Annotated in this window: 19 protein-coding genes and 1 tRNA gene; 5 read left to right on the forward strand and 15 right to left on the reverse strand. The window is 52.0% G+C overall.

Annotated elements, in window-relative coordinates:
• Positions 1 to 17 precede the first annotated feature (17 nt).
• From trxB to Q2J34_RS02325, 10 genes are all read right to left on the reverse strand, one after another.
• Positions 18 to 965, reverse strand: coding sequence for a thioredoxin-disulfide reductase (gene trxB / locus Q2J34_RS02280; protein WP_298886642.1), 948 nt, complete (start codon positions 963 to 965; stop codon positions 18 to 20).
• A gap of 241 nt (positions 966 to 1,206) precedes the next feature.
• Positions 1,207 to 1,788: an electron transport complex subunit RsxA gene (rsxA, locus tag Q2J34_RS02285; protein ID WP_298886639.1), complete on the reverse strand. Its 582-nt coding sequence runs from the start codon at positions 1,786 to 1,788 to the stop codon at positions 1,207 to 1,209.
• 64 nt (positions 1,789 to 1,852) lie between these two features.
• Positions 1,853 to 2,443: an RnfABCDGE type electron transport complex subunit E gene (locus Q2J34_RS02290; RefSeq protein ID WP_298886637.1), complete on the reverse strand. Its 591-nt coding sequence runs from the start codon at positions 2,441 to 2,443 to the stop codon at positions 1,853 to 1,855.
• Positions 2,444 to 2,452: 9 nt separating this feature from the next.
• Entirely contained in the window at positions 2,453 to 3,601 is a 1,149-nt protein-coding gene (locus Q2J34_RS02295; protein ID WP_300969178.1) for an FMN-binding protein, read from the reverse strand.
• Positions 3,598 to 4,587 (reverse strand): RnfABCDGE type electron transport complex subunit D, encoded by a 990-nt coding sequence (locus tag Q2J34_RS02300; protein WP_300969179.1) that lies wholly within the window; start codon positions 4,585 to 4,587, stop codon positions 3,598 to 3,600. Before Q2J34_RS02300 ends, Q2J34_RS02295 begins: the two co-directional genes overlap by 4 nt.
• 52 nt (positions 4,588 to 4,639) lie before the next feature.
• Positions 4,640 to 5,992 carry an electron transport complex subunit RsxC gene (rsxC, locus tag Q2J34_RS02305; RefSeq protein WP_300969180.1) on the reverse strand — a complete coding sequence of 451 codons (1,353 nt, stop codon included), beginning with the start codon at positions 5,990 to 5,992 and terminating at the stop codon, positions 4,640 to 4,642.
• A 9-nt stretch (positions 5,993 to 6,001) separates the two neighbouring features.
• A complete protein-coding gene (locus Q2J34_RS02310; RefSeq protein WP_300969181.1) occupies positions 6,002 to 6,937 on the reverse strand; it encodes a Fe-S cluster domain-containing protein in 936 nt (311 codons plus the stop codon).
• Positions 6,938 to 6,953: 16 nt separating this feature from the next.
• Complete coding sequence (locus Q2J34_RS02315; RefSeq protein WP_298886622.1) at positions 6,954 to 7,376, reverse strand: SoxR reducing system RseC family protein; 423 nt, start codon at positions 7,374 to 7,376, stop codon at positions 6,954 to 6,956.
• 127 nt (positions 7,377 to 7,503) lie between these two features.
• Positions 7,504 to 8,532 carry an aminotransferase class I/II-fold pyridoxal phosphate-dependent enzyme gene (locus tag Q2J34_RS02320; protein WP_298886619.1) on the reverse strand — a complete coding sequence of 343 codons (1,029 nt, stop codon included), beginning with the start codon at positions 8,530 to 8,532 and terminating at the stop codon, positions 7,504 to 7,506.
• Between the two features lie 28 nt (positions 8,533 to 8,560).
• On the reverse strand, positions 8,561 to 9,877 hold the full coding sequence (locus Q2J34_RS02325) for a glycoside hydrolase family 3 protein (protein ID WP_298886616.1): 1,317 nt from the start codon (positions 9,875 to 9,877) through the stop codon (positions 8,561 to 8,563).
• 463 nt (positions 9,878 to 10,340) lie between these two features.
• Here Q2J34_RS02325 and Q2J34_RS02330 point away from each other — a divergent pair, with 463 nt between their 5' ends.
• The 5 genes from Q2J34_RS02330 to Q2J34_RS02350 all read left to right on the forward strand — a co-directional run bounded on the left by Q2J34_RS02330 (position 10,341) and on the right by Q2J34_RS02350 (position 17,439).
• On the forward strand, positions 10,341 to 11,312 hold the full coding sequence (locus tag Q2J34_RS02330) for an IS30 family transposase (protein ID WP_300969182.1): 972 nt from the start codon (positions 10,341 to 10,343) through the stop codon (positions 11,310 to 11,312).
• A gap of 125 nt (positions 11,313 to 11,437) precedes the next feature.
• Positions 11,438 to 11,522: transfer RNA gene (locus Q2J34_RS02335), tRNA-Ser, on the forward strand.
• Positions 11,523 to 11,816: 294 nt separating this feature from the next.
• Complete coding sequence (locus Q2J34_RS02340) at positions 11,817 to 14,180, forward strand: TonB-dependent receptor (protein ID WP_300969183.1); 2,364 nt, start codon at positions 11,817 to 11,819, stop codon at positions 14,178 to 14,180.
• A gap of 37 nt (positions 14,181 to 14,217) precedes the next feature.
• Positions 14,218 to 15,648, forward strand: coding sequence for a hypothetical protein (locus tag Q2J34_RS02345; protein WP_300969184.1), 1,431 nt, complete (start codon positions 14,218 to 14,220; stop codon positions 15,646 to 15,648).
• Positions 15,649 to 16,401: 753 nt separating this feature from the next.
• Entirely contained in the window at positions 16,402 to 17,439 is a 1,038-nt protein-coding gene (locus Q2J34_RS02350) for an IS110 family transposase (RefSeq protein ID WP_300969017.1), read from the forward strand.
• Positions 17,440 to 18,162: 723 nt separating this feature from the next.
• Here the strand turns inward: Q2J34_RS02350 and Q2J34_RS02355 are convergent.
• From Q2J34_RS02355 to Q2J34_RS02375, 5 genes are all read right to left on the reverse strand, one after another.
• Positions 18,163 to 21,885 (reverse strand): hypothetical protein, encoded by a 3,723-nt coding sequence (locus Q2J34_RS02355; RefSeq protein ID WP_300969185.1) that lies wholly within the window; start codon positions 21,883 to 21,885, stop codon positions 18,163 to 18,165.
• Between the two features lie 116 nt (positions 21,886 to 22,001).
• The gene (locus tag Q2J34_RS02360) at positions 22,002 to 22,904 is read right to left on the reverse strand and encodes a FimB/Mfa2 family fimbrial subunit (RefSeq protein ID WP_298889654.1); all 903 of its coding nucleotides are present in this window, start codon (positions 22,902 to 22,904) and stop codon (positions 22,002 to 22,004) included.
• A 277-nt stretch (positions 22,905 to 23,181) separates the two neighbouring features.
• The gene (locus Q2J34_RS02365; RefSeq protein WP_300969186.1) at positions 23,182 to 24,318 is read right to left on the reverse strand and encodes a hypothetical protein; all 1,137 of its coding nucleotides are present in this window, start codon (positions 24,316 to 24,318) and stop codon (positions 23,182 to 23,184) included.
• A gap of 203 nt (positions 24,319 to 24,521) precedes the next feature.
• Entirely contained in the window at positions 24,522 to 25,592 is a 1,071-nt protein-coding gene (locus Q2J34_RS02370) for a hypothetical protein (RefSeq protein ID WP_300969187.1), read from the reverse strand.
• 179 nt (positions 25,593 to 25,771) lie between these two features.
• Positions 25,772 to 25,918: a hypothetical protein gene (locus Q2J34_RS02375; RefSeq protein ID WP_300969188.1), complete on the reverse strand. Its 147-nt coding sequence runs from the start codon at positions 25,916 to 25,918 to the stop codon at positions 25,772 to 25,774.
• Positions 25,919 to 26,286: the final 368 nt, after the last annotated feature.

A 26,286-nucleotide genomic window follows, 5' to 3' on the forward strand; every position in this document is an offset into this window, starting at 1 on the left:
AGTGTGCTGTCGTAGTCTTATAGCCCCTTCTCGAGGAGATACTTCTCCACCTCGAGCGCAGCGCGACAGCCAGTGCCAGCAGAGGTAATCGCCTGACGATAGCGTGGATCAGCCACGTCACCAGCAGCAAAGACACCCTCGACACTGGTGAGCGGTCTCCCCTCTCGTGTTACGATGTAGCCCGCAGCATCTAGCTCTAGCTGACCGGCGAGGAAGTCCGTATTGGGCTTGTGTCCGATAGCGAGGAAGAAGCCATCGATCGCTATATCGCGCTTGGCCTCCTCAGGGGTACCCTTCTTATATACGAGGTGAGCACCCTCCACGCCATTGTTGCCAAAGAGCCCGATGGTGTTGTGCTCGAAGAGTACCTCAATGTTTTCCCGTGCGAAGAGTCTCTCCTGCATCACCTTAGAGGCACGTAGGTGATCCTTGCGCACGATCAGGTAGACTTGCTCCGCAATGCCTGCTAGGTAAAGTGCCTCCTCACAAGCCGTGTCGCCACCGCCTACGACGGCTACACGCTTCTTGCGATAGAAAAAGCCATCGCACGTAGCGCATGCCGAGACGCCCATGCCAGCATACTTCTTCTCATCATCTAGACCGAGGTACTTAGCCCGAGCACCCGTGGCGATGATGACTGAGTGCGCTGTCAGCTCTGTAGAGCCGTCGATCTCTACCTTAAAGGGGCGCTGCGATAGGTCTATGCGTGTGACCTCGCCAGAGCGAATGTCTGTGCCAAAGCGCTCTGCTTGCAGGCGCATCTGATCAAGGAGCTTAGGCCCCGTGATACCCTCGGGGAAGCCAGGAAAGTTTTCCACCTCAGTGGTCGTAGTGAGCTGTCCGCCAGGTTGTAGTCCCTGATAAAGTATGGGAGAGAGATTAGCTCGTGAAGCATAGATGGCAGCTGTATATCCAGCAGGTCCTGACCCGATGATCAGGCAACGTATGGTCTTGTCTTGTGACATATTAATGATAGGTTCGTTATATGGTGAAAATGTACCTGCCACAAAGGTATACAAATCTTGCCACGTAAGCGACTTTTCATTAGCATGACTTCATCCCAGAGAGCTTGTCATGGCACTTCAGACTCCAGCAAGTGATTGCGAACTTGAGATCAGAGGGGGGGGGCGCCCACGTGGGGAGTAAAAAATATCCACGTGGAGATTGCATTCTCCACATGGATACTTAGAGGTTAGAAGTTAGATATTAGAGACTGGCTAGACCTGAGAAGCCCATGAAGGCCATCGCTAGGATACCAGCGGTGATGAGGGCGATGGGAGTGCCCTTCATAGCGCGTGGCGTGCTGCCGGTCTTGGCTAGCTGCTCGCGGATACCAGCGAAGATGACCATAGCGAGGAGGAAGCCGATACCGATGGAGACAGCATACATGAGTGACTCAGCATAGGTGAACTCCTTCTGGATGACGAGGATAGCGACACCGAGTACACAGCAGTTTGTCGTGATCAGCGGGAGGAAGACGCCGAGTGCCTGATAGAGCGCAGGGGAAATCTTCTTGATGATCATCTCGATCATCTGCACGAGTGTGGCGATGACGAGGATGAAGGCGATGGTCTGTAGGAATTCGAGTCCCAGGGGAACTAATATATAGGACTGTACGAGCCAGGTAACCATCGTTGCTAGTAGCAAGACGAAGGTGACAGCAGCTCCCATGCCTGTGGCGGTAGAGACTTTCTTAGAGACACCTAAGAAGGGGCAGATACCGAGGAACTGGGAGAGGACTACGTTGTTGACAAAGACTGCAACGATGAATATGATGATAAATTTCATAGTAGTAAGTGTCTGTGTGATGAACTGTGGCTACGGAGTAGCCGTTGCATCTCGTGGGTTTGATCTATTGCTTCTTTGTGATAGCGTGATAGATGCCAATGAGTAGTCCTAGAGCGATGAAGGCTCCCGGAGGCAGCACGAAGAGCAGTGCGGAGAAGTCGTTGGGATAGGCCGTCATACCGAAGAATGAACCGCCACCGAGCATCTCACGTACGATGCCTAGGAGGGTTAGTCCGATGGTGAAGCCTAGTCCGATGCCGATACCGTCGAAGAGGGAGATGCCGACGCTACTCTTAGAGGCGGTCGACTCAGCGCGTCCGAGGACGATACAGTTGACCACGATCAGCGGAATGAAGATACCCAGACTCTGATCGAGTGCCGGTAGGTATGCCTTGATGACCATCTGCAGTACGGTCACGAAGCCTGCGATGACGACGATAAAGGCGGGGATACGTACGGCGTCGGGTATGAGTCGCTTCAGGAGGGAGATCATCACATTGGAGCAGATAAGCACGAAGGTGGTGGCTAGTCCCATGCTGAGTCCGTTGATGGCCGATGTGGTGGTCGCCAAGGTAGGACACATACCGAGGAGAAGCACGAAGGTGGGGTTCTCCGTAATGATACCATTGGTAATTGTCTTGATATACTTATTCATGGCGGTGCATTACTTAGTTGATTCGTTGGCAGAAGCCTCTACAAAGATGCGCTGCGCCCGGGCGATACCCTGGAGTATAGCGCGCGAAGAGACTGTAGATCCTGAGACAGCGTCTATAGATCCGCCATCTTGGCGTAGCTTGAGACTAGCGGGTGTGACCTTCTTGCCGATGAGAGACTGCTTCGAGGGCTTGGTGGTAGCGGGGTCTTGGTTGCCGCCATAGACATTGCTGATGGAGATGAGCTTGCCCTTGGCATTAAGATCAGCGATGGCAAAAGCTGCGAGCGCACCATTATTGTCAAAGCAGACGAGCAGTGGAAGGCAACGCCCCTCGTAGTCATCATCACTGGTAGTGACGACGAGTAGGCCTGTCGCTTCGCTCATATCATTGGTGCCGTAGCTCTGGATCAGCCAAGGAGTGCCTTCGTCGGTGGTGCCGGTCTTCGCTTTGTCCACAAGACGATAAGCGGGGAGGAGCGTATTGAAGAGACTATCGATGACCTCTCGCTCGGGGAGCGCACAGCTGCTCTCGGTGGGCTGTGCCGTGGAACCACCCTCACCGATGACGCTCTGATAGACTCGGTAAGCTCGCTCGAGGGCATCAATGAAGGCTCTACTGGAGATGGTCGCTGCGGTGATGGCGTCGACCTTACCACCGTCCTTAGAGACCTTGAGTGGCGAAGCTTGGCTCATATCCAGCCCACGTACGTCACGGATGAGGTCCGCATTAGGTGCTGGAGAGGTGAACCACTCCTGTATCTTAGCACCTAGTCCTGGGGTCTCCTCGTGCTTGAGCACCTTGAAGCCGACGATCTGGCTCTGCATGTCAAAGCCTACCATGATGTCTATATGCCCCGCAAAGCCAGCGTCGGTATAGGTCTCGATGGCGTAGCCAACGGGCTGTCCGCCCTGCATAGCGGGGTAGACGATGAGTGGACGAGGCTCGCTCTCGAGTGCGACGGTGTCTTGCTCTTCGTAAGGATTATTGTCAAAGGCAGGGACGATCTCTTTGATCGCCTCGACCTTAGCTTTCGTCTCGGCCTGTGCGATGGTATCTTTGGTCGCCACATTGACCAAAGCTAAGATACCAGCGATGATCAGACAGATGATCCCGAGTGAGAGGATCATATTGGGGAGTGTAGAGGGTAGCTTCTTCATCTTTTAGCCTCCTTTCTAGATTTGACCACATGACCGAAGTGACGTGGCTTGATGTAGGTGTTGAGTAGTGGGGTGAATGCATTCATAATGAGGATGGCAAAGGACATACCCTCAGGGTAAGAGCCCCACAAGCGGATGATGACGGTGAGTAGTCCGATCATACAGCCGTAGATGAGCTGCGCACGGTGCGAAATAGGCGAGGTGACGTAGTCGGTCGCCATAAAGACTGCGCCAAAGAGAAGACCTCCCGTCAGCAGGTGGAAGAAGGGACTAGCATACATCGCTGGGTCGTAGAGGTGCATGATGCCACTCAGTACGAAAGCCGAGACGATGATAGCCACGGGCGTGTGCCACGTGATGATGCGACGGATGAGTAGATAAGCTAATCCGATGAGGATAGCGATGGCACTCACCTCTCCCATGGAGGAGAAGTTGAAGCCGACGAGGAGCTGCAACGAGTCGGGCAACTGATCGATGGCTCCTGACTTGAGTATGCCTAGAGGTGTCGCGCCAGAGACCGCATCGGTAGCTTGCTCGGCAAGGCGGGCGGGGAGCTTCCAGGTGGTCATCTGCGCAGGATAGGAGATGAGTAGGAAGACACGTCCGACGAGTGCGGGGTTGAATATGTTATTGCCCAGTCCGCCGAAGGCCATCTTGCCAATGCCGATAGCGACGACACCACCCATGAGGACGAGCCACCAGGGGAGCGAGGCGGGGAGGTTGAAGGCTAGGATGACGCCTGTCAGGAGTGCCGAGCCGTCGAGCAGACGGCAAGGGCGATGCAGGAAGAAGCGGGTGATGACCCACTCCGTGAGCATACAGGAGGCTACCGAGATAGCGGTGATCAGTAGAGCGTCTGTCCTAAACTGGTAGAGCATGACGAGGAATGCTGGTATCAAAGCAATCAGCACCCCATACATATTCTTGCTAATGGTGTCACCGCTATGGATATGCGGTGAGGGTGATACGATGACTTGTTGTGCCATAAGCTATATATCGTAGTCGATGATGAGGATCGGTGATCTGTCTCAGTGTGTATTACTTCTTGCGGGCTCGCATGATACCCATGACGGTCTGCTTGCCGACACGTATGTAGTCGAGGAGCGGACGTCCAGCTGGGCAGGTATAGCTACAAGAGCCGCACTCGATGCAGTCGGCGATGTAGTTGTGCTCGGTGCTCTCCCAGTCTTTGTAGATGGTGTCACGCATGAGGAAGGCGGGGTTGAGTCCCATCGGGCAGACCGATACGCACTTACCGCAGCGTATGCAGTCCTGCATCTCGGGACGTGTCGACTCCTTGGCAGAGAGGATGAGTAGTCCTGACGAACCCTTGGCAACGGGTATGTCGGTGCTGACCAGTGCACGTCCCATCATAGGACCACCGCCGATGATCTTGCCTGGCTCCTCTGCATAACCTCCCGCAGCGTCGATGAGCGTCTGCATAGGCGTACCGATGCGTGCCTTAAAGTTGGAGGGGTGTGCGATAGCTCGTCCGGTGACTGTGATGATGCGCTCGATGAGAGGCTTGTGCTTCATGACCGCCTCGTAGATGGCGAAGGTGGTCCCGACGTTCTGCACGATAGCACCTGTAGAGATAGGTAGCGCACCTGAGGCAACTTGCTTGCGGATCAAGGCGTCGATGAGTTGCTTCTCGCCACCCTGCGGGTAACGCTTCTTGAGCGGTACGACGGCGATGCTGTGTCCCTCGGGGAGGAATTCCTTAGCGCGCTCCGCAGCGTCACGCATGATGCGTATAGCGTCGGGCTTATTATTCTCAATGCCTATGAGCGTGCGTGGCGCATTGGCAGCCTTCATGATGATCGCGCAGCCAACCATGATCTCCATCGCCTTGACACGCATGAGCGCATCGTCGCTCGTGAGGTAAGGCTCACACTCGACGGCGTTGATGATAACGTAGTCAGCACTCTGACCAGGAGGAGGCGAGAGCTTGACATGCGTCGGGAAGGTCGCACCACCCATACCGACGATACCCATCTCAGCGATGCGATCGATGATCTGCTTGGCATCCAGATCGGTCTCCGTGATGAGCGTGTCTGTCTGGTCAATGTAGTCCTCCCACTCGTCGCCCTCGACCTTAATAAAGATGGCGGGCTTCTTAAAGCCACTCGCATCAGTGATCTGGTCGATCTTGGTGACGGTACCAGAGACGGAGGAGTGAATGTTTGCCGAGACAAAGCCTCCCGCCTTGCCTAGGAGTGTACCTACGCGCACCTTATCGCCCTTGCTGACGGCAACGGTGGCGGGCGCACCAATATGCTGTGCTAATGTGATGACCACCTCGTCTGGAGGAGCGACAACGGTGATAGGTACCCCGGCGCTGATCTTATGGTCATGGGGATGGATACCCCCTATTCTAAATGTCTTTGCCATAGCTTCGTGTTAATCTTTCTGAGGTACAGATGCTGTTGAGGAGGTAGCAGCAGGAGCTGCAGAGGCAGCGGCTGTTGCCATGGCTGGAGCTGGCTTGTCGGCGGGCGCTGGCTTTGCTGCAGGTTCTTTGCGTGGCGGGAAGTTGACCTCATGGATAGCTCCCGTCGGGCACTCAGCCGCACACTTACGACATAGACGACACTTCTGATGGTCTATGTAAGCGAGATTGTTCTCTATCGTGATTGCCTCAAACTGGCATACCTTAAAGCACTTGCTACATCCGATACAAGCGTTGGTGCAAGCCTTACGTGCCACGCCTCCCTTGTCCTTATTGACACAGCTGACGTAGAGACGGCGTCCCTTGGGCCCCTTCTTGCGGAGCTCGATGATCATCTTCGGACAAGCCTTGACACAAGATCCACAGGCGGTACACTTATCTTCGTCCACCTCGGGAAGGCCGGTCTCGGGATTCATGTGGATCGCATCAAAGTCGCACACAGCGACGCAGTCGCCATTGCCTAGACAGCCGTAGCTACAGCCCGTCTCGCCACTGTATAGAGTCGACTCGATCTTACAGCTCTTAGCTCCTATATAAGTATTGACTCGTGGACGCGCCTCGCAGGTCCCGTTACAGCGCACGACCGCTACGAGCGGGTCGCTCTTGGCAACGGTCTGGCCGAGGATCTCTGCCACCTTGGTCATGACCGGCTCTCCGCCTACGGGGCACCAGAGCCCTTCGAGAGAGGAGGCTTCGCAGCAAGCCTTAGCAAAGCCGGCACAGCCAGGATGGCCACAGCCACCGCAGTTGGCCTGAGGAAGTACCTCAGCGACCTCTCCGATGCGCGGATCTTCTTTTACTTCAAACTTCTTGGAGGTGATAAAAAGTAGGACGGCACTGATGAGTGCTATCACTACAAGAACAAGTATGGTGGGTAGTATTGTCATAGGAGTGTGTATGAACTTACTTTTTTCGCACGGTAAAGGCAAAGGTTCGCTCAAACCGGTCACGTAAGAGCCATAGCAGGAGCATATATGCGGCGGCTACACCCAAGGCGATCAATATCTGAGCCAGCGTACCTAGCTCTAGGTAGCTTAGAATGATGGTTACAGCAATGATGAGAATCGTAGGGACGACCATCGTGAGAAGTACAGCGCGCATACCCAACGAGCTACGCATCTCCAGAGAGACCTGATCACCGACAGCCACCTCGCCAGGCAGCTGAGAGCGATCGAGCGTGATCGTCTCTAGACGGCTCTCCGAGGCGTGGCAATGCCCTGCAGCCGCACAACTACTACAAGCTGACGGACGTAGCACCGTGAGACGCACCTCCCCACCTTCTATGGCAGTTATGGTAGCATTTCGCTCTATACATTCAGACTTCATCGACTCTGTCATTCACCTTGCAACAACTTTCGCAATTACAAAGGTAGCAATAAATAATTAGTCTAAGTATGGTAGTCGGGTACAAAATGCTATCGCACATTCCTCCGAAAAGCCCTCTCAGAGCCTCTTACCTAGACTCACAAAAGGCTGTGATAGCCTCTACGAGCTTCGCATTGTCTGTCGCATCACGAGAGGTGATACGCACCATCTCACCCTTGATGCCTCGCAACTTGGTCGCATCGTAGAGCGCGATGTTGTGCTCCTCCAGCAGATACTTGACCAGCTCAGCTGCTGTGGCACAGTGTATCTGGACTAAGAAGAAGGGCGCATCGCTCGGCATCACCTCGATACCATCTATCTGGCGAAGCTTGGTCTCTAACTCGAGCGCATTGCGCTGCCACTTACGGATCGGGAGCGTAAACTGCGCTGGGTGAATCAAGATATACTTCGCCACCTCGACCGCCATCGTGCTGACCGACCATGGGTCTATCACCTTTTGGATCTCCTTGATAACCTTCTTATCGGCCGTTACATAGCCTATGCGCAGCCCGGGCAAACCATAGGTCTGTGTAAACGAACTGACGAAGATAATGTTCGGGTGGCTCTTCACATCACTCAGCGTAAGCGTAGGCTGTGTCGTAAAGGACGCATAGGACTGATCTACGATGAAGAAGACCTGAGGGTGAGCACTGATGAGCTCCAGTAGCTCAGCCCGGGAGCGAAAGCGTCCCGTCGAGCTATTCGGCGAGCAGATCCAGCAAAACTCCTCACCCTCGAGCTTTATCTCCTGCGTCTCTACATCCTCAGGAATATAGGTTAGCTGCCAGCCATAGCGCTTAGCCGCTAGCTCATAGTGCTGGTACGAGGGGACGAGGATAGCGCCGCGCTTCCCCGCAAAAGCCTCCGCAATAATGTAGAAAGCAGCCGTACGACCAGCCGTGATCACGATATTGTCTACATGTAGCTCATTGCGCTTGGAGATCATAGTCCGTAGCGTCTTGTAGTCGCTCTCGGGATAGAAGCGCATCATCTCGACCATGCGATCGTTAAGATGCTCAGCCAGCTTCGTCAGCTCGGGAGCAAACCATGAGGCGGTGTCAAACTGTAGGGGTGGGCAGACGGGATTCATCGTCTGAGAGGAATTCTTCTTTATCATACTACGCTTGTTTAGACAGCTGTGAATGTTATTTCTTTTGAGATACTTTGTTCTGCAGTTCTTTGGCAAAGGAGAGCAGTTCTGGCGTATGCAGCGCCTCGTATAGCTCCTCCTCATTATATATAGGACGCTCGACCATCTCTCCCGCATGGAGCAAGAGCTTGTAGCAGAGGATGCGCAGGCAGCGATCTCGGATCGTCTCCTCCGAGAGAATGCCCGCATGATAAGCAGAGAGTAGCTCCTCATAGCTCTGCAGAGGATCTAGAGGCCCCAGGAGCAGGTCATTGCCCGCTAGGATAGCCGCCACAGATATGGGCAAACCCTCAGCACGCTGTACGCCTCGCATCTCCAGGCCATCGGTGAAGATGAGCCCCTTAAAGCCCAACTGCTCACGTAGCAGCCCCGTCACGACAGCATGACTCAGCGAGGAGGGACAGGTCACATCAGGCTCCAGAGCTGGCACCGAGAGATGTGCTACCATGATTCCCCCGAGACCCGCCTCTATGTAGGCGCGAAAGGGGGCTAGCTCCACCCGCTCGAGCTCCTCTAGACTGCCCGATACGGTGGGGAGTGTCTTGTGCGAATCCTTATCCGTATTGCCATGCCCCGGGAAGTGCTTAGCGACCGACAGCACCCCGCCATCCTCCAGGCCTCTCGCCAAGGCTAGTCCATGCGAGATCACAATGTCGGGCGTAGCACCTAGGCTACGGGTGCCGATGACCGGATTCTTCGGATTATTATTGACATCCAGCACGGGCGCAAAGCTCACATGGATGCCCATCACACGGCACTGCTGCGCCATGTGTTGCCCGAGGGTGTACATCTCTTCGGGCGTGCAGTGATCAGCCAGTAGCTTCATACGTGGGTAGCGTATGGTCCCCTGGAGACGCATCGCCAGCCCCCACTCGGCATCAGCCGTGATTAGCAGCGGTATGCGTGAGTGCTCCTGCAGGAGACGGGTGAGCCGATACTGATCGTAGGGCTCCCCCTTGCGAAAGAGGATGCCCCCTGGACGAATCTTGTCAATAAGCTGCAGATAGCGCGCTCGCGAGGCCGAGTCATAGCGAGGCTCCCAGATGGGGATGATCAACTGCCCGATCTGCTCCTCGATCGTCATCTTCTCGATCTGTTGCGTCGCCTCCTGGAGTAGGATGTCGGTGCGTTGATTACAGATGTCTAGTAGGTGGGTCGGCAACTGCTGTGCCGTCGTGTCGGAGCCTGCGCACCCAACAAGTAGCACCAGCAATAGAGAGAGCGACGAGAGCAGACGCCCCGAAGGTCTCCATCCTCGTACCCTCGCATAGCGCGAGACAAACCAACGATCCGATCGCAAGAGATAGTTCATACGGCTACTAACCTATTGGGTATAAATAGAGCGTGCTACGCCCACACGTTCGAGAGTCCTAGTCGGGCATCAATGGATACGCCCCGTCCTAATGCACTTTCCGTGCAAAGATAGCGAAATCAGCACAAATGAATAGCTTTCCCCCCAGACCCTAGACCAGCTTAACACCCGAAGAGCGTGCAGACGTCGTGGTTCACAGCCTGGAGAACAGAGCATGTCAGCACGGCATCGCGCGATGATCCGTCTCCACGTGACTATTTGCGGACGTCCACACGTATTTTCCACTCCAAAATGCAATTTGGAGTGGAGCTCGCCCTGCTCCGGACGCCCCCTCCTCTCCTAGGAGGGCGGGAGGAGCAGGTAGCGAGCTGCCGAGACGAAAAAAGGGACGATGCGCTCACCGTCCCTTTAAGGTTAATGCAGTATATTTGCTGTGGAAACAAAAACTTAGCTATATACAAGTATGCATCTAACCCAAGCGCAAAGATACGAAATTGCTGCTCTTCTGAAGACTAACACGCCTCAAAAAAAGATCGCAGAGGTCATAGGAGTACACCCTAGCACCATCTGTAGAGAGATTAAGAGGAACTTGACACCCGCTGGCAACTATAGCCCTACTCAGGCTCAGATGTTTGCCAAAGAGCGACAAGACTGGAAGAACAAGGCAAGAGCTAAATTGACGAATGCTATGAAAGCTGATATTGTCCAGTGCATTGTAGAGCATAAATGGTCTCCAGAGCAAATTGCTGGAAGGCGAAAGCTGGAGGGCAAGCCGATGGTCGGTAAGACCTCCATTTACAAGTTCCTGCATCAAGACAAGAAAGCTGGAGGCAAGCTTTACAAACACACAAGGCATGGGCTAGCTTATCGCAAGCGACGCCTGGCCGTACCAATAAAAACAGACTGGCCTAAGCGAAAGTCCATAGAGACTCGTCCTGAGTGCATTGACCAGAAGGCACGAGTAGGAGATTTTGAGATGGATACCATTATAGGCAAAGAGCAGAAAGGAGCAATTTTAACGCTTGTAGAGCGTGTTACAGGCTTTACTATCATACGACTTCTGGAGCATGGCAAGGATGCCAAAGCTCTCGCCAGAGAGGTGAATAAAGCTCTGAGGTACTACAAGAAGATGGGACTGCTACACTCGATCACAACCGACAATGGAAGTGAGTTTGCCAAGTTTAAGACCATAGAGAGGTCTCTCAAAACGCCCGTCTACTTTGCCCACCCCTATCAATCCTGGGATAAGCCTCATATTGAGTACCTAAACAAACTGCTACGCCAGTTTATTCCTAAGGCCTCTACTTTCGAAGACTTAACTGACGCTGACCTTAGACGCTTTCAGAACCTACTAAACAATAGACCCCGTAAAAACCTAAACTATAAGACACCCAATGAAGTCATCAAAAACATCATTCTTGAGAAATTGCATTAGCGGGTGGAATGTACGCACATCGAGATTGTTTGTTTATTTGAGAAATTGTAGTACCTTTGCATCCACATCGGCCAAGATGTATGCTCGCTAGGTGAGGAGAGCCTATCCCCTCAGTCGTCAAGCAAGGAGAGGTGGCAGAGTGGTCGATCGCGGCGGTCTTGAAAACCGTTGACCTTCACGGGTCCGGGGGTTCGAATCCCTCCCTCTCCGCAACGAATAGCAGGGTGCTAGTCACGTAGTGATTGGCACCCTGTTTCTGTATTCAAGCATATCATCATAAGTGATCTCTGCCTAAAGTTGATCGAGTTATTGCTCAGCGTGATGGACGAGGGAAATGGCTACTTTTAGGTATTGCGGGGAGTGAGATATGGGGGTAGCTTTGTGAAGCACATTAAAATCGAGTTCCCCTTCACAATGAGTGTATCCATAAAGGTCGTGATATACAGCCTTATACAGCGATATGCCTATCGCAATATTATTTGTTTGCTCCTCCTTATCGGTGGGATGTTGAGTTTTACGGCAGAAGCTCAATCCCCAAAAGTAGGTACAATCCGTGGACGATTGGAGGGCGCCGGGAGTGAGGACCTTGCAGCTATTACCATTTCGCTCGACGGCACAAGTTATCACACCCTCACCGATGAGCATGGTAACTTTGAGCTACGCGACATACCTTGCGGCAAGTACCTCCTCAACATCACCTCTCTCTTCATAGAGCCCGAGCAGCACAAGATCGTATTGAATGCGCCGCTTCTTGAGCTCCGCTATCAGGTGAAATCTAGCCAGACGGAGCTGGGAACAGTGGTGGTGACGGGTACATCGGCAAAGCGACGTACCGAGTTGAGTGGCTTCTCGGTTAATGTGTTGGAGCTAGATGCGACTAGTAAGTTTAGCCTTTCCACCTCCGAAGTGCTCGACCGGCTCCCCGGCACTCGCATCCGCAGTAGTGGTGGTCTAGGGGCTCGCACCAATGTCAATATCAATGGTATGTCGGGCGAATCGATCCGCACATTCATCAATGGTGTCCCTCAGAGTAGCTATGGAGGTAGCTTCTCCCTGCGTAGTATCCCCTCCTCGATGATTGAGCGCGTAGAGGTCTATAAAGGGGTGGTGCCTGCCTATCTCTCTGACGATGCTCTGGGTGGGGCCATCAATATCATCCTTAAGAATCGCAAGAGCAATCAGCTCGTTGTCTCCTACTCTGGGGGGTCGTTCAATACCCACCTTGCCAATCTCTATGGTAGCTATTACCTAGGGAATGGCTTTATGCTCTCCGCTTCGCTTTACTACAATTATAGCAAGAATAACTACTGGGTGTGGGGCGATGACATCGTCTATGAGCATGGCAATGGACAAGTGACCAAGGTCGATAAGGCACGTCGTTTTCACGATGCTTATCGCGACTATGGTACCCGCTTGGCCTTAAGTCTGAATGACCGCAGCTGGGTGGATCAGCTCTCCCTCAACGTGATCGCCTCGGGCGGCTACAAAGAGATACAGCACGGTGCTCGCATGAATAGAGTCTATGGTAATCGCCATAGGAATAGCCGCATGGTGGCCGTAGAGACCAGTTACCGTAAGGATGATATCTTCACCGATGGTCTCTCCCTCGACCTCCAGCTAGGCTATACCAATAATCATAGAGTGGTGGTAGATACCGTCCCCTATCGTTACGATTGGAGTGGTCATCCCATTGTTGATGACAATAACCAGCCTATTAAGACCGACTTTGGCGCAGAGGTGCGCAACCCCATCACAGGGGGGCCCTCGCTGCAGACTGATATTAGCAATACCTTTACCACTCGCACGAGTCTGGTCTATACCTTCCTAAAGCACCACACCCTCACAGCTAGGTGGCAAGGCACCTACTTCTTACGTGATAGTCACGACCCGCTAGTGCCTAAGTACATCACCCCGCCCGACCAGAATAAGAGATCCTTGAAGTCTATCGCCTCCCTCTCCCTTGAGGATAGTTGGCTAGAGGGACGTCTGAAAAACTCTCTCTTTTATAAGCAGTATTACCAGCAGGTACACGCCATCATGGAGCTGATTAACCCCACGACTGGTAAGCTGGAGAATACCCACGTGGAGAGTGCCACATCCTTTCACGGAGTGGGCGGTACCCTCTCCTACAAGGTGCTAGATGGTCTTTATCTACACGCTTCGGCCGAGCGGGCCATACGACTCCCCAGCGAGCTAGAGCTATTTGGCAATGTCGCCTCCAACGTCTCTCAGAGGCCCAATCTAAAGCCCGAGCGAAGCAATAACTTCAACCTCGGCACCAACTTTGGCACCTACCATTTAGGACCTCTAGGCATCAGCGGATCGGGTACGCTATTCGTGCGTGACACACGTGATATGATTCGAGAGAAGGTGATGATCGGGGCTCTGGCCGATTATTCGCAATTCGAAAATGTGGACAATATCCTGAGCCGTGGCATTGACACCGAGTGCTCGCTCTCACTATGGGATAAGCTCTTCCTCACCGGGAGCTACTCCTATACTAAGGCGACCTACAATAATCGCAACGAGTCGATCTACGGGCTGCCCCTACGGCACGAGCCTCCACACAAGGCCAATCTCAATCTCCGCTACCTGATACCCAATCTCGGAGCCGAAGGCAATACCCTCACTCTCGGTACCAATCTATTCTACGTAAGCAAGTTCCCCGTAGATCTTGTGATCTACAGCACCCCTTATGTGCCGCATCAGTCACCAGTGAGCCTATCCGTCAGCTATACACTGCTCAAGGGGGCACTCACCGTCAGCTTTGACGCAAAGAACATCTTCAATCAGCAGATATTCGACAACTATGCATTGCAAAAGCCCGGTCGTGCCTTCTTTGGCAAGCTGGTCTATACACTGCAATAAGAGACAACACTTTATTCACTTTATAGAAAACAATAGTATGAAACGAACTATCAAAAACCTCTTTACCGTAGTGGCCTCTGCGCTCCTCGTCACGCTCTTCTCCAGTTGCGATGATGAGCAACAGCAGCGTCTCGACCCTGTAGGTCCAGGTAATGGAACAAACATCGTCGGAGCCGACATCACCACTGCAGGCACGTACGAGAGCAAGGACAACCTTGACTTCTACATTGGGTATACCGTAGGCTACAACACTCGCACCAACAACTTCTACCTCCACCAGTTTGACAAGCTCGATGATCCCAATGTGACCATCGTAGGTGGTAAGGATGCCTTCCCATTGGTCTCCGATGCGAGAGCACCACACGCTTATAGGAGTAGCGATGGCTTCCTCTACAGCCTCACCTATCGTGTAGGCGATATCACCAATGTGATCTACAACAAGGCTACTAAGAAGTTTGAGCTGCGCACCACCGTACGCTCACAGAATGTGATCGGTAATAGCAATATGCGCTTTGCCCTGCTGCCAGGTACCCACTACTCTTCCGTTCACGAGATCAGCCCCGTTCGCTTCGATGCTGCCGGCCAGCAACTCGGCAAGGATGCTACAGGCACTGCCGCATCTATTGGTGGCGCCTACAACATCGTGATCCTCGATAACACCTTGATGAAGCTAGGCAACAACAATAAAGGCAACGTCAGCCTACCCGAGTTGGATAAGCAAGGCTACTTCATCTCTCGCATCCACACCCCTGTAATTACTGGAGGTAAGATCTACTACGGTGCACAGATCAGTAAGATTGAGTCGCTCGACAAGGTGCCAGGAAAGAAAACGGTTAAGTCGACCGGCAAGACCGCAACCTTGATATTTGACTACCCAAGCTTTAAGAACCCAAAGACCATATTCTATAAAGAGGAGGTAGGCTCCACCACTGGCTATCGCTCTCGCAATATGTTCCTCGCTGAGGATGGCAAAACCATCTACCAGCTAACAGGTTTTGAGGGTGGCAAGGTCTATATGCTCAAGATCCAGGATGGTGAGTACCAAGACTGGTCCATCGATATCGCAGGCAAGTGCGGACACAGTAAGGCCAGAAGCATTGGCTGGTTCTACGCTGGCAATGGGATCGCCTTTGTACCTTACGAAAAGGGAGATGCAAAGCCTATTACCAACTACACCGACCCACACGGTAATGAGATACCTCAATACCCTTGGGGCATTGCTCGAGTAGATATCAATACAGGAGAGGTGCTGAACCTAGAGGTGCCAAGCCATACCTATTTCTTCCAGTACCAAGAGGCTGCCATCCGCGATGGTAAGATTTACTTCGCTATCACACCAGTCGGTAACAACTTTAGCAGCTACGATGGCAACGTCTATATTTGGGATGTCAAGAACACCCAGGCGAAGCCACAGCTCGGGGCCAAGCTAGTCAGTGGATCCGAAAACGTATTCACGGCTATCTTCTAACCTATTCAATTAGGTCTTGATTCGAAAGGGGATCTCTCTCGCGGGGTCCCCTTTCTTTGTTTGTACAAAAGACGAGATGACAGTCCCCACCTCCCTTATACGACCCCAAGGGACCTACATTACCCAATATAGCCGTCCGATAATATTGCTGTCTGATCATATTGCTGTCCGATCATATTGCTGTCCGATAAAAGTTTTTCAGCGGAAAGAAGAGTCTTTTATTTCATCGAACAGCAATACTTCCGAAACGAGAAAATAGCCGTGACCGTGTCCTGTAGGGACGCACGATCTGTGCGTCCGTTGTCGTTAAGTTTTACGGCGTTCAGGTTACGACGTCCCGGTCGTTCTACAACGGACGCACAGATCGTGCGTCCCTACAGGACGACGTGGGGAGACGACGTGGGGGGACGACATGGGGATGACAGGACGACGTGGGACAACATTTCGCTTTGACACAACGGACGCCCTCCGGCTAGACACTCTCGTGCGTCCCTACTTTAAGTTTGCAGAGTGAAAAGAAATCGACCCGAGAATAGGTCAGTTGAACGGGTTGTTTTTACCTTTGTTGTAGTAAGGTAAGGACAGCAACCAGAGGGTAATCTATCGTCCCTACGAGGCCTTGAGCCTAAGCTCTGTTAGAGACCCTCTGGAGTTCAGCTACTCGAGACTTATTAGAAAGAGAGGACCAGAGCCTAATTAAAGTAATAGCCTAATGTAGCCTAGCTGCCTTATCAAATATTCAAGTACAAAGTTATGAAATACTTTTTCATCGGCATCGATGTATCCAAAGAGAAACTAGACGCCACAATGATTCACTACGAATCTGAATCAGACAGCGAGCAGCAGCTCGCCTACACTACAGTAGAAAACAACCCTAAGGGGTTCCGGAGCCTCGTCTCTTGGAGTAAGAAGAACGCTGGTCGAAGAGTCAAGACCGACACCATGCTCTTCTGCTGTGAGACTACAGGAGGATACGATCGCGCACTCTGCGACTGGCTCTACGGCAACGGCCTAAACATCTGGCGCGAAAGTGCTCTGCAGATCAAGCGCAGCATGGGTCTGCGCAAAGGCAAGGACGACAAAGCCGACTCAGAGATGATCGCTTACTACGCCCTACGCTTCCGCTCCCAAGCCACTCTCTATAAACCTCTGGACGGGAACATGCGTAGCCTACGTGACCTCTTTCTCTATAGGCAGTCTCTAGTTGCCGAGAGACAGGCTAAGATGGTTAGTTCCAAGGAAAAACAGCACATCTCTAGCAAGTCTAAAGTCGACAACTTCATCTACCGAGATGCTCAGAAGGGCATCGACATCCTGACCAAAAGCATCAAAAAGTGCGAGTGCCGAATGCTTGAAATCATCAAGGAAGACGAGGAGATGTACCGCAACTACCTGCACCTCATTTCCTGCAAAGGAGTGGGCCTCATCACCTCTGTCATGCTGATCATCTACACCGACAACTTCAAGAGCTGGAATGCCAAGAAGATGGCTAGCTACTGCGGTATAGCACCCTTCTACGAGAGCTCTGGGAGCTCAGTCTTTCACAAAGCCAACACAAGTGGCTACAGTAACCGACGGCTAAAAGGAATCTTGACCCAAGCAGCCCGAAGTGCCATAACGTATAACCCAACATTAAGACAATACTACCTACGCATGAAAGCCCAAGGCAAGCCCTACGGGGTCATCCTCAACAATGTCAACAATAAGCTCGTACACATTCTCTTCTCGTTGGTTCTGCACGACTGCGACTTCGAGCTGGACCACGAAGCGAAGAGAGCTCTTCGAGCCTAGTCCAAGGAAGGAAAGTCTCCGCTCGGGGAGCGCCCCCGCGGCAAGGGGTGGGAGCCCCCACCCCGACGAGCGGTTCACCCGAAGAGAAGCGAGTCCTCCGAGTCAAGTTCAGAAAGGAAAGTCTCCGCTCCGGGAGCGCCCCGCGGCAAGGGGTGGGAGCCCCCACCCCGACGAGCGGTCCCCCGAAGAGAAGTAGACCGAGCTTGCGAAACGAGAAAAAACTTCGCTTTTTACTTGCACATGAACTTAGAAAGCAGGACACAGTAACAACACCCAACCAGCCAACAGCTAACGGCTAATACCTTTACATTTCTTTACGGGGGGATTCGTCCGATTCCCGCCTTTTGCGGATTTCCACGTGGGGATTTCGAAATCGCCACGTGGATGTTTTTTATTCCCCACGTGGGGGCGAATCATTTCTTCCGAAGTTTCATTTCATTCTTCCGAAGTTTCATTTCATTCCTCCGAAGAATTTTTTATTCCCCACGTGGGGATTTCGAAATCGCCACGTGGGGATCACTTTTTCCCGACACAGCGCCGTATCGATCTGTGTTCGGCTCTAAATTATTGTAACGAGCGAGGGGGCGCTACCTGCGAATGTGCAGGTGGCGCCCCCTCGGGGTGGTTTGTCGGCACAGTGGTCCGCGTTAGCGGGGCGGTGTGCCGTCGTGTCGGTCACGGCGTGCCTGCGGTTAGCGGGCGGTGCCGTGACGGACGGTGCGATTAGCGGGCTGCATCATAGAAGCCCTCCTCTGTGTAAATCTGGAAGTCCGTCTCATTCTCATTCAAAATCGAACGGACAGGTAAACCAGCAGATTGAGCATTCATAATGCTAGCGGCAGTGCTACTCCTATGAACCCATTTAGATTGACTGGCATTCCATTCCAGTATGATTGATCCATTATTGAAGATGGCTTTATTGCCAACATTACCAATATCTGTAGTAGCTGTATGTAGCATAGCCCATCCATCGGGGACATACTGAATTGGGTCTATTCCTTTGGGAGCAAATCCACCCTTAATAACGCAGTTGTTCGTTAGGAACATCGGATCTATATTGTAGATCTTATTCATCTCAAGACGACCAATAGAGGGTACTTTCCAACCATACGGAGATGGATCAAACGGGGTCTTGACCGTCGCTGCTTGTATGTTATTTCTAGCGCGATCATCGTGACGTGTATAAACGCCCTGTCCTTGCCACAAGGTAGTTCCACACATATAGTTTTCATTAGCCCCCAGCATCTCTAGGATATAACCATCATTAGCGTCTCTTGTCGCTATGAGATATGGATAGCGGATGAGTTGCTTCATCGTATAGCGCGCATATGCCCCTCCATAGGTAGCTTTCAACGCAGCCATTGCATACCTACTTTTATCACTAGCATCATTCTTGTTACCCAAGAAGATTGGGTACTTTCTAGAGAATTTATCTGGTTGAACAACAGGATAGGTGTCAATATAGAAAGGATCCTTGCGACCAAACTGATAGAATAGTCCCGTATAGTTCAAGCTTACACCACCTGCAAAGTACCCATGTCCATAAAACATCGCACCTAGATTGCGATTTAAGAAAGGCATCGCAGATCTTCCAGATACGGGCTTCCAAGGATACTCATCAACGACCCAAATGTGCCAGCTCCAAAGGAACTTGTCTTTATCTTCTGGACGATGCACGCCTACGACAGCATTACCAACATCATATTTTGATTTAGCCGTCAAGCCAACGAGTAAGTATCTCTCACCATCTACAGTAACGGGCTTAAGTATCTTAATGCCACTCTTGATGTCAGCAGGATTATGCGTACTACTAGATGTGATAGTACTCCAGATTACATTGGCTTCGACTGGCTCTGTAGCTGCGAGTCTAGGTAGTGCAGACTTACCATCAGCGACATAAGCTTTATATTGAGCGTTGGAAATAGATGTCTTACCAGCAGTACTTATGTGATCCTCAACAATCTTCTCAGCCTCTTCTTCCCACTGCGAATACCACTCTGCAGCAGTATTGATACGAGAGAGCGGGATCAAGATAGGGACCTTCTGTGTAGACTTCATAATGTAGCAGTTCGCCTCGGGCTGTATGATACCTGCAGTCAATCGGATTGTAAACTCTCGAGGCTTGAACGACTTGTCAGTAGACGTCGGGCTTATACGTAGCAGGACTGTTGCTGCATAGAGCATATTATCGTCTCCTTGAGGTAAGCCACTCTCTCGATTGATCCAATCGTAAGGTTGGAAATCTATTCTATCTCCAGTTAGGTGTCCTGCAAGAGCCTCATATATTTTGAGGTTCTCTTTCCACTTATGCACGACCAATTCTTTGCTAACGGATTTCGTGCTAGAAGGAGTAATCGTGACCACCTCAAGTTTATAAGGAGCATTTGCCTTGATATAGAACTTACCTGGTTCGTTAATCAGTACATAGCCCGCTTGACGAAGTGTCATATTGTCAGTTAATTGCTTATCCCTATATGGGACAGCATCATACTTAAGGAAAGACACATTGAGGTCTGCGTGAGCCGTAGCGCCCTGCTTATCAACTCTAAAGCGTGAAGCCTCTGTGATACCCATAACTCCATCGGGAGCTGAGTCCTTAGGCATCTCTACTGTAAAGGTTGCCCAGCCCTCTTCTGACTTATCCTCAATTAGAGTCCAATAAAAATGCTCCTCACCAGAGACTAAGTGCTGTCGCTCTAGAGTTGCTCCCTTAGTGTATACCACCTTGACTATTTTCGTCTCACCATTCTTGAGTTCTATGTGTGAGGTCGGCTCGAAGTATGTTTTGTTTGTTTTAGGGTCCTTCAATTGCTCGTAGAGCTTGATGTCGAGTTCGATCTTGTTGCTCTGGGTGATCTGCAGAGGCCACCAAATGCGGCCGGCCTTGACGAAGAGCTGCTGCTGATTTTTATCATTCATCTGCTCTGGACCGGGGATAGAACGATCGGCGCCACTCTTGTTTTCGAGGACGTTGACCGTGCTGGTCATATCTTTGTCGATCTCCTTCTGACTACCCGTAGCGGTGAAGTATGCCCACTTGTCAGTGCCCTCTAGATCTGTGGCAGCCTTAGGCCACTCGTTGCCGTCCTTGTCGACGATCTGGTAGCCCCCTTCCCAGTTGGTGCGGATGGTGTAGCTCTCACTAGTAGCATCCTTGCCAAAGTGGAACTTATCCTTGGAGACGATGAGGTAGTACTGTCCGTCGTACATGATTTCGTCGATCTCACCCTCGTCCCAAACGAGTACGTCCCAATTGATGTTGACCGGCTCAGTGGTAAGCGCCTCCTCGGGCGTGTCTGTACCAGGACCTTTTACATCGGTGATGTTGAAGCGGTAGCGGTAGTTACGCAAGATGTCTAGCTGCTTGGTGATGATGTCGTTAGGAGACTTGGTCTCACGCTTGATAAAGTCGACACGATAGTAGGTCTGCTTGCTGGCACCCTTGTAGAAACCACCGACGACAAGGCAGATGCGCTCGCCCTTGCCCTTGTTCTGACCATTATCGAGATGGTTGCTGATCTCGGGGATGTAGATGTTGCGGACGTAACCCTTTTCATCTTCTACAGTCTGAGCGGTGAACTCAAGAGGCTTAGCATCTTTAGCAGCCTGGACACCCTCGGGTGTATGGGGAAGGGCATTGCGACGCTTACCGTCAAAGTTGAAGGCGGTCGCCTGCGTACCAGCTACGTACATAGAGGTGGCGTAGCGGTAGACACGTACCGACTTGATCTTGAAGGTTTCGCTACCTGCAGCGGTCTGGCTAGAGGGGTCGGCCTCAAAGTTGACGCCCACATCGACACGTGCTAAGGCACGAACGAGGTGGATGACACCTTCGTTGTTTCTGTTCTGACCAGCATTGCCATAAGCGAGCTTGGCACAGCTGTTGAAGCGTGTACCCTTATTGACGGGCTGTGCATCGCTCTCACCCCACATAGGGATGTGGTATTTGTCGCCAGAGGTAGGCCACTTCTCGGTGAAGTTCCTCGTCATCTGAGCATGCTCAAGAATGGTCTTCTTGGCAGTGCCCACGGTGAGAATGGACTCGGGAACGTCGTAATTGGCGATACAGACGATGCGCATGGGCTTGTCAGAAGCCGTGAGCTTGCAGACAACGTGTGTGACACCGTCTTGATCGGGTGTGAAGTTGGTCGTGGTCATCTTAGCCACATAAGCGAAAGTCTCGTCCTCCTCGGCAAGTGTCTGCCCTGAGGCGTCTTGCGTATTGAAGACTAAAACTTTTACTGATTTGACTTGGCTCTCCTGCTCGTCGGAGAGCTGGCGCAGAGAAGTCTCTAGTGCTGGCACTTTGAGAGCGAACTCGATGTCGACCTCATCGCCCTCAGCGACGCAGTCGCTCACGTTGCGGTCGGCGACGCACCCTGCGGTGAGCAGAGCGAGCAGCAAGCCGCTGATGAGATGAATGGTGTATTTAGTCAGACGTGTCATATAGTTATTGTGGTTTTTTCTTGCTTTTGGGGAGATCGGAGCTATCGGAGCTATCAGAGCTATCAGAGCCATCGGACTTCTAATCTCTGGCCTCTAACTTCTAATCTCTAATTTCTCTACTTATATTTGTCAGGCTTGATGTTGATGCTGCCCCATACGAAGGGGTTGATCGTTATATCTAGTGTGCCTGTGAAGGTAATCAGTAAGGGGAGGTTGGCCTCGTGGAGCTTGTCGAAGGTGAGATTGTGGCTCTTGAGGTAGTCGGTGAGCGCTATGCGCTTAATCTCCTTGCCAGACTTGCTGTCGATGAGTCGCAGCACGGGCGCCTGGGCATCGGTGAAGCGGAAGAGGTCGAAGCGTGCGCGATACATGTCGTCACGCTCGGAGTGCCCCAGGGTAGGGACGAAGGTCTTGTGAGCATCGGGCAATGGTATGCCGGCGGGATGCTCGACGAAGGTGTAGTGCGTACCGCCCGATAGGATCTCTATCTGTGGCGCACCCGCACCGGGGTGGAATGTGTCATAACCCTTGACGACGACATCGAGCCCGATATGAGCTGATGAGAAGGGTACGGTGTACTCGCCCTGCGGATCGTTGCACAGGTCTAGCATTGCCTCGGCACGGTATAGTGAGTCGGTGCCTCGGTAGATGCCTTTGTCGTCGGGCTGTGCTGTGATGTCAGCCTTGGCGAGCTGGTCTGTGTTAGCTATCTGTGAGCGGTCTGTGACGTTGCCCCAGACAACTACACGATAGGGTTCGAGTGTCAAGACGGGTAGCTGTATCCCCTCTGCTAAGTCTCGACGTGTGAGTTGCTTGGTATAGCATATCGCTCCAGCCTGATCGTATAGGTAGAGGTAGCCATCCTGGATGTAGTTAGGTAGGACGTTGTCGCTGCCGTCTGCATTGTAGACGAAGCGCAGTCGTGGCTCGGGACACCTGCTCAGATCCTCATAAACGCATGAGGAGAGGAGTGTCATGAGTAGCACTGTGAGGGGTAATAGTAGTACTTTCTTTGCCATTGCTGTGATGGAGCGGATTGGTTATTAGAAGTTAGAGGTTAGAGGTTAGAGGCTAGGGGTCTCTAGTGGGTCTCGTCTCTTGTGAGTCTCTAGTGCTTCTAGTGGGACTAGTGAATCTAGTGTGGTTAGTAGATAGTGGCTAGTAGCTAGTGTGTGGGATAGTCAGTGACTGTGTTGGGGAAAGGTTAGTGTCGCTAGCGTGGCTCCGCCCGCCGTGGAGCGAGAGCCACGCCGCGAAACTATATTGTAGACGTACGTGTCAGTACGTCAGGCGTGATTACTTCTTGTAACCGTTGCCGTCTACGTCAGGCTTGATGTTGACAGCCGTCCAAGTGTAAGGCTTAACCTTGACAACGAGCTGCTTCTTCTGGTTGGGCTCTGGATCTGGAGTGTCAGGGTTGTTAGGATCGGGCGTACCATCATCACCAGTCTTGAAGTCCTTGCTGAGCTCATCAAGGTTCAGCTTGTAGACCATACCAGCCTCGAAGCCACCGTCGAGGTCTTTCGTCTGCTCCTTCATAAAGCGAACGATTGTGACGTAGCGCTGAGTCATGTCCTTGAGCTCAGGCTTAGCGTCTAGAGCAGCTTGGGTATACTTAATATTGAGCTTGAGGATAACGTGATCAAAGAATTCGCCCTCAGCCTTCTCAGCAGCCTTCTTGGGGAAGAGCTGGTAGCCAGCGACCTTGTCACCAGCTACGAAGTCGTTTAGCTCAGCATTCTTGATCTCATCGTTCATTGCATCCTGGAGAGCAGGGTCAGCTGCAAAGCCGTCCTTACCATTGGTTACGCACATATGGCGAGTACCAGCGATGGTAGAGAGGTAGTTGTTGACATAGACATGCTCTACTGTGATAGACTCGAAAGCATTTTTGCCTTCATTGTTATCCTTAGGAGTGATCTTACCGAAGACCTCTAGACGAGCAACAGCAGGCTTAGGCTCGAGGGTAACTGTGTAGACAGTCTTGTCGCCAACAGTTGATACCTCTACTTGTGTAGCCTCAGCTGCTAGAGGAATAACCTTGCTATAGTCAGACTCTTGAATGCCCTCAGTCTTGATAATCTTGCCCTGAAGCGTCGTGATGTCTGTGGTAGCCTCGATCTTACCATTAGCAGTAAGAGCAACCGTGTTGACTACATGGGTCACATCCTGCTTGTAGCCTTCGTCGGTCTTTGCCTGGGCAAGCTTAGTAGCATCTAGCGTGATTTCCTCACCATTGTCTAGTGTTAGGACGACGTCTGTCATGCACTCAGTCTTATCACCAGTAGCGATAGAACCTTCGAGAGTGCGTAGCTGAGAGTCGTTGATGCGGATACGGAGGATTGCATCCTCATTCTTTGGCTCGTCCTTCTTGTTGCAGGAGAACAGAGCTAGTGCCATCATGGCGATGGCGGCCATCTTCATGTACTTCATAAAGTTTGTTTGTTGATTAAAAGTGAATATACTATTTGGTTATTGTCTGGTTTGGAGAGAGTAACGATTTGTGGGGATGTATGGGATCTGAATCTGTAGGGGCGGACCTATGTGTCCGCCCGCTCTCGTCAGAGCGTTGTATATCATACGGGCGGACACGTAGGTCCGCCCCTACATTTCGTTCTTCGTTTGGGTCTTTGTGTTTAGTCTAGCTCGGTGTCTATGTTGATATGTGTCCAGCCGGAGACATCGACAAGTACCGCTGCGGTGGTTTCCTCGGGCAGCTCGTCGGTACGCTCACGGCGTGGGGTGATTTCAGTGATATCGTCCGTTTTCTCAATGCCCGGGTTGGTATTCATCGAGAAAAGCGGAGAGAGGTAGTTAAGGTTGATGCGGTATATCTTGCCGGGGTCAAAGGAGACGAGCGACTTCTCGTTAGCTCCCTCGCCTACGAGGAACTTACGTATGGTGATGAAGCGTCTGAGCTTCTGCACGGGCTTTGTCTCTACACGAGAGCAAGCATAGACGTAGTCGCTTTTGTCCTTATTATATACAAATGCGTCGAAGTAACCGACACGGGTGTGTAGTGTGTACTCGACCTCTACGATGATGTGGTCTAGAGCCTCGGGATCAGTGTCCTCGCCGGGGTAGATCTGATAAGCGTCTACCTTGCCGGTGGTCATCGTCTTAGCGTAATCGTTGGTTTCATTTAGCGCACCAAAGAGGGTGTGCATCTCTGTGCGATGCCCTGTCCAGACTTTGCCTGTTGTATCGTACTTGTCAGAGGCAAGGAAGTTGCGGCTGGCAGCTCCGACTGTCTCCTTATAATTATTAAGGTATATGCCTCGTATGGTGAAGTCCTCGATATAACGTATCGGGAGTTCGCAAGGGCTGGCTACGTAAGAGTAATTGGTAGCACCCTTAGCGTAAGGAATCATCTTATTATTGACAATCCAGTCAGCGATTGTTTTTTGCGACTCTGTAGGTATGGTTATATCGCCCGAGACCTCTAGTCGTGCCACGTTGGGCTTAGGCTCAAGATCTACAGTGAGCTTGTTGGGATCTGATGGGAGGGGCTTTACTGGAGCCTTGGAAGCTACGTAGGGTACGCTACGCAGGAATGAGTTGGTTGCATCGTCAGCCCCACCTAGGGTCTGCAAGTCATATATAGATAATGCATTGAGGTTGTCGGGCTTCAAGACACCGCTACGTCCGGCAACGGCAGAGACTTGGGCAACGGACTGGCGCACCTTCATCTTGTAGCCATCGCCCATAGCCTCAGCTATATCCGCATCGCTCTTAAGCTCGACACGATAAGGCTCGGTGGGGTTGTCCTGAGCATCGTAGAAGAAGAGGGTGATAGACTTGTAAGTGCCTACAGTGTAGGAGTCGTTTGCTGCGCCCTGCTCTATAGTGCGGAAAGGGTGTGTAGGTGAGAGTTTGATGAGGAGTGTCAGCTCCTCATCACTCCCCTGAGGGGAGCGATGAGGAGTGTCAGCTCCTCATCACTCCCCTGAGGGGAGCGGTTACAGCTAGTGATTGCTACGATGGTTAGTAGCATGCTAGCGAGTAAGACTATGTTATGAATGCGTGATCGCATAGTTTTATATGGGTCTTATGTATACGTTCAAGGGCAAAGGTACAACACTTTTTTGAAATAGGACTTTACAAAATCAGTATTTCGCTTTACATATTCGGTATTTCTGAAATTGGCTCTTAGCTTTTGGCCGTTAGCTGTTGGCTCTTGGCTGGTGTTACTGCACCCTGTAGGGACGCTCGGGAATGTCGAGTCAGAGGGACGGACGTTGTGTGAAAGGTTACAGCATCGTAGTATTAACGGGGACGGACGCCCTCCGGCTAGATACTCTCGAGCGTCCCTACAGGATTCAGTCACGGCCAGTGTCGAGTCGGAGGGCGTCCCTCGCCCACGTCGTCCTGTAGGGACGCACGATCTGTGCGTCCGTCCCC

Source organism: Porphyromonas vaginalis, assembly GCF_958301595.1.
Taxonomy (GTDB): Bacteria; Bacteroidota; Bacteroidia; order Bacteroidales; family Porphyromonadaceae; genus Porphyromonas; species Porphyromonas vaginalis.

Coding starts and splice junctions, on each gene's coding strand:
- trxB (WP_298886642.1), bottom strand. CDS start 965: ATGTCACAAGACAAGACCATACGTTGCCTGATCATCGGGTCAGGACCT.
- rsxA (WP_298886639.1), bottom strand. CDS start 1,788: ATGAAATTTATCATCATATTCATCGTTGCAGTCTTTGTCAACAACGTA.
- Q2J34_RS02290 (WP_298886637.1), bottom strand. CDS start 2,443: ATGAATAAGTATATCAAGACAATTACCAATGGTATCATTACGGAGAAC.
- Q2J34_RS02295 (WP_300969178.1), bottom strand. CDS start 3,601: ATGAAGAAGCTACCCTCTACACTCCCCAATATGATCCTCTCACTCGGG.
- Q2J34_RS02300 (WP_300969179.1), bottom strand. CDS start 4,587: ATGGCACAACAAGTCATCGTATCACCCTCACCGCATATCCATAGCGGT.
- rsxC (WP_300969180.1), bottom strand. CDS start 5,992: ATGGCAAAGACATTTAGAATAGGGGGTATCCATCCCCATGACCATAAG.
- Q2J34_RS02310 (WP_300969181.1), bottom strand. CDS start 6,937: ATGACAATACTACCCACCATACTTGTTCTTGTAGTGATAGCACTCATC.
- Q2J34_RS02315 (WP_298886622.1), bottom strand. CDS start 7,376: ATGAAGTCTGAATGTATAGAGCGAAATGCTACCATAACTGCCATAGAA.
- Q2J34_RS02320 (WP_298886619.1), bottom strand. CDS start 8,532: ATGATAAAGAAGAATTCCTCTCAGACGATGAATCCCGTCTGCCCACCC.
- Q2J34_RS02325 (WP_298886616.1), bottom strand. CDS start 9,877: ATGAACTATCTCTTGCGATCGGATCGTTGGTTTGTCTCGCGCTATGCG.
- Q2J34_RS02330 (WP_300969182.1), top strand. CDS start 10,341: ATGCATCTAACCCAAGCGCAAAGATACGAAATTGCTGCTCTTCTGAAG.
- Q2J34_RS02340 (WP_300969183.1), top strand. CDS start 11,817: ATGTTGAGTTTTACGGCAGAAGCTCAATCCCCAAAAGTAGGTACAATC.
- Q2J34_RS02345 (WP_300969184.1), top strand. CDS start 14,218: ATGAAACGAACTATCAAAAACCTCTTTACCGTAGTGGCCTCTGCGCTC.
- Q2J34_RS02350 (WP_300969017.1), top strand. CDS start 16,402: ATGAAATACTTTTTCATCGGCATCGATGTATCCAAAGAGAAACTAGAC.
- Q2J34_RS02355 (WP_300969185.1), bottom strand. CDS start 21,885: ATGACACGTCTGACTAAATACACCATTCATCTCATCAGCGGCTTGCTG.
- Q2J34_RS02360 (WP_298889654.1), bottom strand. CDS start 22,904: ATGGCAAAGAAAGTACTACTATTACCCCTCACAGTGCTACTCATGACA.
- Q2J34_RS02365 (WP_300969186.1), bottom strand. CDS start 24,318: ATGAAGTACATGAAGATGGCCGCCATCGCCATGATGGCACTAGCTCTG.
- Q2J34_RS02370 (WP_300969187.1), bottom strand. CDS start 25,592: ATGGGCGATGGCTACAAGATGAAGGTGCGCCAGTCCGTTGCCCAAGTC.
- Q2J34_RS02375 (WP_300969188.1), bottom strand. CDS start 25,918: ATGCGATCACGCATTCATAACATAGTCTTACTCGCTAGCATGCTACTA.